Raw genomic sequence first — 11,750 nt, forward strand, 5'->3', positions numbered from 1 at the left:
CGCACCGGTGCAGTGGACCGAAGCCCACCACATCCGCCACTGGGCGAATGGTGGCCCGACCGTCGCTGAGAACCTGATCCTGCTGTGCCGGTTCCACCACGGCCGCATCCACACCCCCGGCTGGACCATTCAGAAGACCGGACCGGGTAAGGCGTTGATCGTCCACCACGACGGGCACGAGGACACCGACCCCGACCTCAAGTGCGGGTGCGCCGACTGGCGCACCGACACCGACCTGGATCTGGGCTTCGCCGAGGACATCGCGAACGCCTTCCCGACCGGCCTGTATCCCGAGGAATGGTCGGAGACACTCAAACCGGACCTCGAAGCGGCTGCCGAGCAGGCCGAGACCGAGCAGGTCATGGCCGCCGCGAAAGCCGCCCGCGCGAAAGTGCGAGCCCGGTTCACGACACCGACACCGGCAACCCAACCCGCGACCGCACCCGAACCGGCATCAGCACCGGAACCGGGACAGGGACAGGGACAGGGACAGGGACAGGGACAGGGATACGAGACTTCGACAGCGCTGACCGAGGCGAAGCGATCTCGCGAACCGGTCGGGGCCGCACCGGCACCGGACTACGGACCGCCGCCGTTCTTAACCCGCCCGCTGCGGGATGCCGTGGCGGGGAAGGCACCTCATAGGTCGCCAGCTCGAAACCGACAACGGCTTCGAGCCCATTCCCATGCCCACACCCCAAACCGGGACACCAACCACCCGGCACGCGGCTCCCAGCTCCGGCTCCCGGCTCCCGGCTCCCGGCTCCCGGCTCCCGGCTCCCGGCTCCAAGTCAACGCCAATCCGCCCCGGCACGGCACCACCGACCACCTCCGCGCTGACAGACCACCCCAGCCCACCCGCCACTCGCTTTTGTCGCTGCCATAGCGCAGGGCGATCATCACCCCGCCTCGTTCCCGCCAACGCACCGGCGGCCGTTTCCGGGCTCCCCGTGCAACCCCAGGCCACCACGACGCCCGCTCCGGGCACCAACCTCGGCCGGTCTCGCACCTGGTCATCGCCGACTCAGCGCAGAGCAACCATCCCACTCGCCCGTCCCCGCCAGGGCCGGTGCTTGCGCTGCGGCGCGGCAGTTGTTATGTTGGGTGTCCCAACTAACCCCGTGGACCCCTCGTTCACCCTCAAGGAGACACACGTGCGACGACGCACATTCGCAGCATCCCTCGGCGCGGCCGCGGTAGCGGCCGCCGCCGTCCCCGATGCCTTGCTCGCCAAGTCGAACCACAAGAGCGAGGACACCTACACCTGGCGCAACGCGGTCATCAATGGAGGCGGATTTGTTCCCGGCATCGTCTTCAATGAGACCGAAGCCGGTCTGATCTACGCCCGCACCGACATCGGCGGCCTCTACCGCTGGCAGGAGTCCTCCCAGACCTGGAAGCCCCTGCTCGACTGGGTCGGCTGGGACGAATGGGGCTACACCGGCGTCGTCTCGGTCGCCACCGACCCGGTCGAACCGAACCGCGTCTACGCCGCGGTCGGCACATACACCAACGACTGGGACCCGAACAACGGCGCGGTCCTCTACTCCGATGACTACGGCGACACCTGGGGCCTCGCCGAACTCCCCTTCAAGCAGGGCGGCAACATGCCCGGACGCGGCATGGGCGAACGCCTCGTCGTCGACCCGGCCGACAACGCCACCCTCTACCTCGCCGCGCCCTCGGGCAACGGCCTGTGGCGATCCGGCGACCACGGCCGCACCTGGGCCAGGGTCGCGAGCTTCCCGAACGCCGGCGACTTCGTCATCGTGCCCGGCGACGCCTACCAAGGCGACAACCAGGGCGTCATCTGGATCGACTTCGACCAGATCGGCGGCGCGATCTACGTCGGCGTCGCCGACCCGGACGACCCGCTGTACGTCTCGCGGGACGGCGGCGTCACCTGGGAGGCCGTGGAAGGCGCGGCCGAGGCGCTCGGCTCGGCCGGGACCACCAGGACCATCCCGAAGCAGTCCGCCGTCGACGACGAGCACGGCTACCTGTTCGTCGTCACCAGCCACGACCCCGGCCCCTACAACGGCGGCGTCGCCGAAGGCAACGGCGGCAAGATCATGCGTCTGGCGACGCAGACCGGCGAATGGACCGACGTGACTCCGCCGTACAACCCGGTCGGCGCCATCCCCGGCTTCGGCGGGATCACCGTCGACCGCCAGAACCCGGGCACGCTCATGGCCGCCACACAGAACAACTGGTGGCCCGACGAGATCCTCTTCCGCTCCACCGATTCGGGCGCGAGCTGGCAGACCAGCTGGGACTACGTGTGGGACGCCGACTACTCCTGGCCGCCGCGGCGCACCGACCGCTTCGACATGGACCACACCGGCAGCCCGTGGCTGACCTTCGGGAACAGCGACGAGGGGCCGGCCTACGCCGTCAAGCACGGGTGGATGATCGACGCGCTCGCGATCGACCCGCACGACTCCGACCGGATCATGTGGGGCACCGGCGCGACGATCTGGGGCACCGAGAGCCTGACCCGATGGGACCAGCAGGGCGAGCTCGTCGGCTGGGACGACGAAGCGGGTCGGCAGACCGCGCTGCCGGTCGACAAGTTCACCGTGGAAGTCCGCGTCGAGGGCCTCGAGGAGACCGCGATCCAGGACATCGCGGCCCTGGGCGGCACCATCGTCTCGGCCGTCGGCGACCTGGGCGGCTTCGTCCACACCGACCTCGACAAGGCCGTGCTCATGATCCGCCGACCGAACTGGACCTCGGGCCGCGGCGTCGACTTCGCCGCGCTGAACCCGGACGTCGTCGTCGGAACCGGCGACGTCGAGGGTGAGACGGACGGCCACGTCGGCGTCTCGACCGACCGCGGCGCCACCTGGCGGACCACGAGCCGTCTCGCAGGCGTCCCCGGAGGCGGCCACGGCGGCGTCGTCGCGGTGACGGCCGACGGCGGGACGATCCTGTGGTCCCCCGGCGACACCGACGTCACCCCGGTGTACTCGGCGGACCTGGGCCAGACCTGGACTCCCGTCGGAGGGCTCCCGGCCGGCGCCAAGATCCGCGCCGACCGCGTCGACCCGTCGCGGCTCTACGCCTTCGCGGCCGGGGTGTTCTACGCGAGCACCGACGGCGGCCGGACCTTCGCGTCCACGGGCGCGACGGGCCTGCCGAGCGCGGGGCCGGTCGACATCCGGCCCGTGCCGGGGCGCGTGCGCCACGTCTGGCTCGTCGGCGGCGACACCACCGGCGCCTACGGCATGTGGCGCTCCAAGAACGGCGGCGCCACCTGGAAGCACCTCCGCGACTTCGAGGAGGCGGACGCGATCGGCTTCGGCAAGGCCGCCCGCAACCGCCCCTATCCGGTGATCTTCACCTCCGCTAAAGCCGACGGGAAGCGCGGCATCTACCGCTCGACCGACGGCGGCAACCACTGGACCCGCGTCAACGACGACGCCCATCAATGGGCCTGGACCGGCGGCGCCATCACCGGCGACCCCGAGATCTACGGGCGCGTGTACCTCACCACCAACGGCCGCGGCCTCGTCTACGGCGACATCACAGACTGACCTTCCGGTCAAGACAGGGCGCCGCACCGAGCAATCGGTGCGGCGCCCGCCGATAATGGGCCCATGGAACCAGACCTGCACGCCGACCTTTGCATCAAGCACGCCGTCGCGTTCGACGGCCTCACCGAGGCCGAGGTCGAAGCGGCCTACAAGACGGTGCTGCCCGTCGCCACGACGGCCGGCGCCGGGGCCTGGCAGCTGCTGGGGCTCAATGATCCGTTCGAGGCCGAAACGCAGGGCGCCTCGGTCGTCTCGCAGCTGCTGTGCACGCCGGTCGGTGACGACCGGATCGGCTTCGCGATGCTCACGGCCCTCGTGGCCAGACCCGGCGACGCCGCCGCCTCGGCCCTGCTCCACGTCCTGGAGCCTCTCGCTCCGGGCCCGATGCGGGAATACCCCGCCAGCGCGATCGAACGTCTCGAGCACGCGGGCGTGCCGTGCCCGCGCTGGGAGGACGACCTGCAACGGCCGGTCGAGCCGCTCACGGCCTGGAGCTGCTCACCCGTCCTCGAGAGCGGCGGCGCGCCGCACTCGGTCATGGCCTTCGAGTTCAGCAGGGCCGGGGCGCCGCACGGCTTCCTCGTCTACCGCGACTTCCGCGGCGACGGCTCGATCAGCAAGATCAGCGCCATCCCCAACATCGGCTGGGAGAGCCTGCGCAAATTCCTCCTCGCCGGCGAGGCCCTGGACGTGCCGTACGCCATCGAGGAGCTCGGCTTCGATGAGGCGCTCGACCACTTCGACGGCCCGAGGATGGCCATGTGGAACAACCTCCGCCGCGACCGCGCCCACTTCGCCGCCGATCCCGAGTTGGGCGCCGTCCCGGGCCTGACGCTGCTGCTGGAGCACCACATGACCGGCCGGCGGCCGTACTGATTCGCAGGACAGACACTAGGCGACGCTGCGGGCGCGGAGGCCGTCGAGGAGGAATTCGAGGTAGCGGCGGGACATCGCCTGGTTCCTCGGCCGAGGCACGTCCGGGAGCCGGCAGCTCAGCAGGCCGATCATCATGATGACGTCGACATTGTCGATGTCGACGCGGAGCGTGCCCTCGCGTTGGGCCCTCGCCACGATGCGCGCGACCAGGTCGGTCCACTCCCCCGCGAGCCCCGCCAGCTCCGGGTCGCCGTCTCGGTGCTCGGACAGCCATGGGCGCAGCGCGGCCCACAGCGTGCCGAAGCGGCCGTCGGCGCAGTGGCGGATCAGACGGGCCAGCGCGCTCCAGCCGTCGGGCTCGGTGGCGAGTGCGGTGCGGGCGAACTGGTTGACGAGGCGGAACATCTCGGCGGCGACTTCGCGCGTGAGGCGGTCGCGGTCCGGGAAGCGGCGGTAGAGGGTGCCGACGCCGACGTCCGCTCGGTGGGCGATGTCCTCCATGGGCACGTCGACGCCGCGCTCGGCCATCAGGTCCGCCGCGGCGTCCAGGATCCTGCGGCGGTTGCGCTGAGCATCGGCGCGCAGCGGGTGCGTGGGGGTCATCCCGAAATGGTAGGCCCCGCCTGAAAGCCCTGGTGGCCGCCCGATAAGGACAGTTGGCGCCTCATAGGCGTATTCGGGTGTCGTGGCGGGGTCTCAGAGCGGCGCGGTCGCGGCGGCCATCCGGCCGATCGCCTCGGTGAGGATGTCGGGGCCGGTGGCGAAGTTGAGGCGGACGTGGCCGACGCCGCCGGTGCCGAAGGGGATGCCGGAGTTCAGGGCGACCCGCCCGCGTTGGAGGAACGCCTCGGCGGGATCGTCGCCCAGGCCGAGCGCTCGGCAGTCGAGCCAGGCGAGATAGGTGCCGGGCCCGGGCCGGTAGCGGACGGCGGGAAGCCGTTCGGCGAGGAGCACCGCCAGCAGCTCGCGGTTCTCTTCGAGGCCGGCCAGGAGCGCGTCGAGCCAGGCGCCGCCCTCGCGGAGCGCGGCGGTGTGCGCGATGACCGCCAGGTGGCTCACGCCGTGGACCGCCTCGTCGGGAATCCGTTCCAGGTCTTCGACCGCGGACTCGCCGGCGACGCAGAGCGCCGCCTTGACCCCGGCGAGGTTCCACGCCTTCGACGCCGACATCATCGTCAGTGCGTGCTCGCCGCCGGGCACCGTCAGGTACGGCACGAACGACGTTCCCGGCGCGACCAGGGGCGCGTGGATCTCGTCGACGACGACCCTGACGTCGGACTCCTCGGCCAGTGCCGCCACCGCGGCGAGCTCGCCGGCGGTGTGGACGGTGCCGGTCGGGTTGTGCGGACTGCACAGCACGAACGCCGCCCGTGTTCCTCGGGCTTTGGCCCGTGCGAAGGCGGCCCCGAGCACGGCGAGGTCGATGCGGCCGTCCTCGCCGAGCGGGGCCTCTACGACGCGGCGGCCGATGTCGGCGATGAAGTCGTAGAAGGGCGGGTAGACCGGGCAGTTGATCACGACGGCGTCGCCGGGGTCGGTGAGGACTCGGAGGCCGGCGGCGACGCCTTGCATGACGTCGGGCGCGAGTCGGGTCTGCTCGACGGTCAGTCCCTCCCAGTTCCAGCGCTGTGCGGCGAAGGCGATCAGGGCTTCGGCGTAGGCGGTGCCGGCGGGGTAGCCGGTGTCGCCGATCGCGATGGCATCGGTGAGGGCCTTTGCTATCGGCTCCGCGAGCGGGACGTCCATCTCGGCGACCCACAGCGGCAGGACGTCGTCGTCGTAGGCCCGCCATTTGACGCTCGTGCGCCGCCGCAGTTCGTCGAGCGCCAGCCGCCGCAGCGGGTTGCCGGAAGGGTCTGTGGCGTTGCGGCTCGGCTCGCTCATGGCCACAACGGTAATCGAATTGCCGCCCCGGCGCGGAGGCGATCGGTGGACGTCGGTGCCGCAGTCCAATAGCCACGCATACGCTTGTTGCAGATGCAGTAACCTGAAACGGTGCCCCGCTCGCGTCGCGGGGGGTCCCCCGACCCATGATCCCGGTTGTGCCGATAGGAACCACGACAGTGACTGACGAAACCGCTGAATGGCCGCCCCCTGGGATCGATGTCAGCGTGCCGTCGACGGCGCGGGTCTACGATGCGCTCCTCGGAGGGCGGGACAACTTCAAGGCCGACAGGGAGGCCGCCGAGATCTTCGCCCGCCACGTCCCGCAGGCGCGGGAGTGCGCCGAGGAGAACCGGCGCGCCCTGATCCGGGGTGTGCAGTACCTGGTGCGCGAGGCGGGGATCGATCAGATCCTCGACGTGGGCTGCGGTCTGCCGACCAAGCAGAACACGCACGAGGTCGCGCAGGAGATCGACCCGCATGCCCGAGTGGTCTATGTGGACAATGATCCGATGGTGCTTTCACACGGCCGGGCGCTGTTGGCGGACAATGACACCACGGCGATCGTCACCGCCGATCTGCGCGATCCCGGAGGCATTCTGGCCCACCCCGACGTGCGGTCTCATTTGGATTTCGAACGCCCGGTGGCGTTGATGGTCATCGGGATGATCATGCAGATCAGCGAGCACGAGCGTCCGGACGCGATCCTCGCGGAGCTCATGGAGCCGCTCGCGCCGGGCAGCCACCTGTTCCTCACCGCGTGGCCGGACACCGGCGACCCGGCCCAGCACGGGCTCTCGCGGGCCTGCCTGGAGACGCTCGGCAACGGCTGGATCCATCCGGTGGAGCGACTCGAGGAGCACTTTCTCGGCATGGAGATGGTGCCGCCGGGCCTGGAGTACGTGGCCAGATGGTATCCCGAGGAGCCCGACAGGCCCGTGCCGTCCTTCGAGGAGCTCGAGCCCTACGAGCGCACCACGATGGCCGGCATCGCCAAGAAGACCTGAGGCGCTACTTGCGCCCGGCGATCAGGCGCTCGAACAGTGCTTCGTAGCGTCCGACGACCTGCTCGGGCTCGAAGTGCCAGGCGGTGTTCTGTCCCCCTGATGCGAGCTTGCCGCGCAGTTCGCGGTCGCCCATGAGCCGCTCGAGGGCCTCGGTGAGCGCTTCGACGTTCTTCGGCTCGACGAGCAGGCCGTTGGAGTCGCGCTCGATCACCTCGAGCGGCCCGTGCGGGACGGCCGAGGCGATGACGGGGACGCCGGCGGACATCGCCTCGATCATCGAGAGCCCGAAGGCCTCGTGGTGCGAGGGCACGACGGCGATCGCGGCCTTGGCCCATTCGGGATCGAGCGGCGTCACGCGCCCCATGAGTTCGGCGCGGTCTTCGGAGCGGGTGTCCTCGATGAGCTGCGCGAGCGCCGCTGCTTCCTTGCCGTGCCCGTAGATCCGCAGCCGCCATTGCGCAAAGCGCTCGTCGGTGCGGGAGAAGGCGCGGATGAGGGTGTCGAAGCCCTTCGCGGCGACGAGGCGGCCGGCGGCCATGACGACGGGCTCGGAGTCGACGACGCGGTCGACCCCGACGCGCGGCACGAGGTTCGGGATGGTCTCGAGCGGGCCGGTGAAGCCGGGGATCGCCTCGCGGTAGGAGGCGGCGTCGGCCTTCGTGGCGGTGACGATCGCGTCGAGGCGCGGGTAGTCGGCTTTGATCCACTCCCGGATGGGGGCCCTGTGGCGGTCGAAGACCGCGTGCTCCTGCGCGATCGTGACCGTGTCGGCGCGGCCGTGCCTCGCCAGGTAGAGGTTGAGGCTCGGGTGGGTGCCGATGACGACGTCGGCGTCGGTCTTGCGCAGGTACTTCGCGACGCGGCGGTCGAACAGCGCCGAGGAGGAGGCCATGGGGTTGATCTTGTGCTCGTCCATGATGGAGGGGCGGCGGGCGCGGAGGCGGTCGAGCGCGGACAGTCGCTCGCCGCCTTTGGAGGGCTTGCGCGAGTCCCACAGGCTCACGACGGTGATCCGCGGATCGATGGGCAGCACGGCCTCGGCCCTGGGGCGGATGCACGAGGCGATGGTGACGTCGTGGCCGCGTTCGGCCAGCGCGGCGGCGTTGTTCAGGGTGGCCTTGACGGTGCCGCCAAGGCCCCAGACGTCCCTGACGATGAAGGTGATGCGCATGTTCGCGGTTCCTCTCGGAGGGTTCGAGCTCAGGGCCGGCGCCAGGAGCGGCGCGCCAGGAGCCGCTCGAACAGGTCGACGTGGCGGTGGACCACCCGGTCGGGCTCGAAGCGGCGGGCGGTCTCGCGTCCGCCGTCGGCGAGTTTGGCGCGCAGTGCGGAGTCCTCGATGAGCCGCTTCAACGCCGATTCGAGCGAGCGGCGGTCTTTCTTCTTGACGAACAGGCCGTTGACTTCGTGCTCGATCAACTCGAGCGGGCCGTTCGGCACCTCGGCGCAGATGACCGGGGCGCCGGCGCCCATCGCTTCGACGATGGTGAGCCCGAACGACTCGAAGTGCGAGGGCACGACGGCGATGGCGGCCTTGGCCCACTCGGGGGCGAGCGGCATCACCGGGCCCATGAGCTCGATGCGGTCGGTCTCCCGCAGGTCCTCGATGAGTTGCCTGAGCTGCTTTTCGACCTTCCCCCGCCCGTAGATGCGCAGTTTCCAGTCCGGGTGGTCGTCGGTGACGCGGGCGAAGGCCCGGATGAGCGTGTCGAAGCCCTTCCCGGCGGCCATCCGTCCGCCGGCCATGACGACGTTCTCGATCTCGGCGGGGCGCTCGACGGGGCATGCGGGCACGGAGTTGGGGACGCACTCGATGACGCCGCGGTGCTTGGGGATGGCCTTGCGGTAGGCCTCGGCGTCGATCTCGGTGGTGGTGACGATCGCGTCGAGTTTGCGGTACTTCGAGACGATCCAGTCGCGGATGCCTTCGTTGTACAGGTCGAGGTAGAGGTGCTCCTGGGCGACGCGGACGGCCCGGCGGCGGGCGTAGGCGGCCACGTAGAAGTTCATGGCGGCGCTGGTGCCGACGACGACGTCCGCGGTGGTGGCGCGCAGATACCGCTTCATGCGCTCGTCCATGAGGGCGGAGTCGCCCTGTGGGCCGGGCACCGCGCGCTTGGCGAGGAAGGAGGGGCGTTGGCGCAGGGCCTTATCGGCATCGCTCAGCGTCTCGCCGCCGTCGGCGGGGTCGCGCAGGTCGTAAAGCGTGACGATCTCGATCCTCGGGTCGATGTCGAAATCGGGGACTGCTTTGTTCCGCACGCAGGTCACGATGGTGACCTCGTGTCCGAGGTCTACTAGGGAGGTCGCCGTATTGAGCGTGGTGCGAATGGTTCCGCCCATGCCCCATACGGTTTTGACCAGGAAATCTATGCGCACAACACGCAATTTTATAAGTGGAACTCACCTTGAACAAACGGTGAATGACCTGGGTCTCATCACAATTCAGACATGGACACAAGCGAATGCGATCAGCATATGTACTGGTGATTTCGGGCGGTTGCGGCCCTTATCCGGCGGTAGTGGGCGGTTCGGCGGTCGGGTGCGCGGCGACGGTGCGCAGTCCTCGGGGCCGTTCGGGCGGCGGCCTCAGACCATCGCCAGCGCCAGGCACAGGAGCGCGGCGGTGCTCAGCGCGGTCCGCACGAGGTTCCAGCGGGCCCACTTGCGCTCGTCGAAGCGTTCGCGCACGGCCGCCACGTCGATCCCGTCCGGGTCGCCGGCGGCCTTGACGGCGTCGTTGAGCGGGACGTTGACGCGCACCGTGATGACGAAGGCCCCCAGATAGAGCACGAACGCCGCCGCCGTCCACGCCAGCACGCGGCGGTGGTCGCCGCCGAGGTGGAGCAGGGCGGTGCACAGCGGGAGCAGCAGGCCTCCCATGAAGATCGCGAGAAACAGCGGGTTCATGATGGCGCGGTCGAGGGCTTGGAAGGCGGTGACGAAGCTGCGGTCGTCGATACGGCGGAGGCCGGGCATGACCGAGGTGGTGTAGGCGAAGAAGACCCCGGCCGTCAGACCGACGCCGAGGGTGGAGGCGAGGAGCGCCAGGGTGCGAAGGAGTTCCATTGTGGTGACATTACCAGCGAAGAGGCCGACGCCTTGCCGCCGAACCGGTCTGCCCGCCCGCGGTGTGACATTCCAGTATCACCCGTATGGGTAATCGCGAGGATACACCTCGTGTCGCTCTCTGGTACCGTCTGATGGCATGAGCGAGCTGCGGGGGCAGATCTGTACCAGCCGCGAGCGCACTGCAGAACGCCGGCAGGCCGTTCTGAGCGCCGCATTCGAACTCCTCGGCCGAATCGGCTTCGAGGGCCTGACAGTCCAGAACATCGCCGAACGCTCGGGCATGCCCGAGCGCGACATCCGCGAGCGGTGGCCGTCGATCGCGGACCTCCTGCTCGAAGCGGTGATCGAGCAGGTTCGGCTGCACGTGCCGGTCCCCGACGAGGGCAGCCTCGCCGCCGACGTCCGCGCCTATATACGGGCCGCCTTCACGCTCGGCCGCGATCCCCAGGCGCTGAAGGCCTTTCGCGCGGTCATGGAGCAGGCGAAGGCCGACGCGGCGTTCGGCCGGCGATTCAATCAGACGTACGTGCCGTTCCGCCGGGGCGCCGTCATGGCGTTCGTCGAGCGGGGCGCCGCGCGCGGCGAGCTGCCGGCGGGCGCGGCGGTCGCGACCGCCGCCGACCTCATCCTCGGCACCATCTGGTCGCGCGCGCTCGAGAACGAACTGCCGCTCGACGAGCGGTTCGTCCACGACCTCACCACGGTCCTCACCGGCACCGCGCGACCCTAGGGTCCGAACCGCCCGGCGCACTCAGCCGGGGTGAGTCGACGCGGTGACGCCGCGTACGCTCGAACGGAACAGCCGGTGTCACAGAGGAAAAGAGACCACCAATGCCCATGCTCGAAATCCGCCGGCACAGCAAGCGCGACGGAGACGAAGCAGTCCACCTCTCGCAGGAGGGCGTCGAGCTCGCCCGGTGGGCGGGAACGTTGATGGGGCCCTTCCAGATCGTGGCCGCCAGCGTCGCGCCCCGCGCCCGCGAGACCGCCATCGCGATGGGATTCGCCGTCAACCTCGAGCTGCCGACCCTCAAGAACATCGAAGGTTTCATGACCGAGTCGCAGCAGGCCGATCGCGAGGTGGGCGCGCCGTTCACGCGCCTGGCGCGGCTGGTCAACCGGCGCGGCGCGGTGCACGACTACTCGCATGCGCTGGCCGGCCAGTGGCAGCACCTCATGGGTTCGATCGGGCCCGGTGACGCCGCGCTGGTCATTGGGCACGGCGGCCACCTCGAATGCGGACTCATCGCGCTGTTCCCCGAGGCGGACCACGACTCGTGGGGAGCGATGTTCGATTACATGGAAGGCGCGCGGATTCACTTCGACAGCGCTGCGGGGCGGTTCCACGACGTCGAGCTCGTCAGGATGTAGCGCG

At 69.8% G+C, this 11,750-nt stretch carries 11 protein-coding genes; 6 read left to right on the forward strand and 5 right to left on the reverse strand.

Annotated elements, in window-relative coordinates:
- The 3 genes from ACYVK3_RS20150 to ACYVK3_RS20160 form a co-directional block, all read left to right on the forward strand.
- The coding region (locus ACYVK3_RS20150) for an HNH endonuclease signature motif containing protein (protein WP_460499140.1) at positions 1-886 on the forward strand (886 nt) is incomplete at its 5' end.
- A gap of 268 nt (positions 887-1,154) precedes the next feature.
- The gene (locus tag ACYVK3_RS20155; RefSeq protein ID WP_460499141.1) at positions 1,155-3,536 is read left to right on the forward strand and encodes a WD40/YVTN/BNR-like repeat-containing protein; all 2,382 of its coding nucleotides are present in this window, start codon (positions 1,155-1,157) and stop codon (positions 3,534-3,536) included.
- Positions 3,537-3,599: 63 nt separating this feature from the next.
- On the forward strand, positions 3,600-4,412 hold the full coding sequence (locus ACYVK3_RS20160) for a hypothetical protein (RefSeq protein WP_460499142.1): 813 nt from the start codon (positions 3,600-3,602) through the stop codon (positions 4,410-4,412).
- A gap of 15 nt (positions 4,413-4,427) precedes the next feature.
- Here the strand turns inward: ACYVK3_RS20160 and ACYVK3_RS20165 are convergent, their stop codons facing one another.
- Together ACYVK3_RS20165 and ACYVK3_RS20170 are read right to left on the reverse strand one after the other, a co-directional pair.
- Entirely contained in the window at positions 4,428-5,015 is a 588-nt protein-coding gene (locus tag ACYVK3_RS20165; RefSeq protein WP_460499143.1) for a TetR/AcrR family transcriptional regulator, read from the reverse strand.
- A gap of 93 nt (positions 5,016-5,108) precedes the next feature.
- Positions 5,109-6,296, reverse strand: coding sequence for a MalY/PatB family protein (locus ACYVK3_RS20170; RefSeq protein ID WP_460499144.1), 1,188 nt, complete (start codon positions 6,294-6,296; stop codon positions 5,109-5,111).
- Between the two features lie 179 nt (positions 6,297-6,475).
- Between ACYVK3_RS20170 and ACYVK3_RS20175 the strand changes: the two genes are divergently transcribed.
- A complete protein-coding gene (locus ACYVK3_RS20175; RefSeq protein ID WP_460499145.1) occupies positions 6,476-7,303 on the forward strand; it encodes a class I SAM-dependent methyltransferase in 828 nt (275 codons plus the stop codon).
- Positions 7,304-7,307: 4 nt separating this feature from the next.
- Here the strand turns inward: ACYVK3_RS20175 and ACYVK3_RS20180 are convergent, their stop codons facing one another.
- From ACYVK3_RS20180 to ACYVK3_RS20190, 3 genes are all read right to left on the reverse strand, one after another.
- Positions 7,308-8,474, reverse strand: coding sequence for a glycosyltransferase family protein (locus ACYVK3_RS20180; protein WP_460499146.1), 1,167 nt, complete (start codon positions 8,472-8,474; stop codon positions 7,308-7,310).
- 29 nt (positions 8,475-8,503) lie between these two features.
- Positions 8,504-9,646, reverse strand: a complete 1,143-nt coding sequence (locus ACYVK3_RS20185; RefSeq protein WP_460499147.1) for a glycosyltransferase — start codon at positions 9,644-9,646, stop codon at positions 8,504-8,506.
- Positions 9,647-9,892: 246 nt separating this feature from the next.
- Complete coding sequence (locus tag ACYVK3_RS20190; RefSeq protein ID WP_460499148.1) at positions 9,893-10,372, reverse strand: anthrone oxygenase family protein; 480 nt, start codon at positions 10,370-10,372, stop codon at positions 9,893-9,895.
- Between the two features lie 139 nt (positions 10,373-10,511).
- Between ACYVK3_RS20190 and ACYVK3_RS20195 the strand changes: the two genes are divergently transcribed.
- Both ACYVK3_RS20195 and ACYVK3_RS20200 read left to right on the forward strand, forming a co-directional pair.
- Positions 10,512-11,105: a TetR/AcrR family transcriptional regulator gene (locus ACYVK3_RS20195; protein ID WP_460499149.1), complete on the forward strand. Its 594-nt coding sequence runs from the start codon at positions 10,512-10,514 to the stop codon at positions 11,103-11,105.
- 101 nt (positions 11,106-11,206) lie between these two features.
- Positions 11,207-11,746, forward strand: a complete 540-nt coding sequence (locus tag ACYVK3_RS20200) for a histidine phosphatase family protein (RefSeq protein WP_460499150.1) — start codon at positions 11,207-11,209, stop codon at positions 11,744-11,746.
- The last annotated feature ends 4 nt before the right edge of the window (positions 11,747-11,750 follow it).

Source organism: Glycomyces tarimensis, assembly GCF_054776215.1.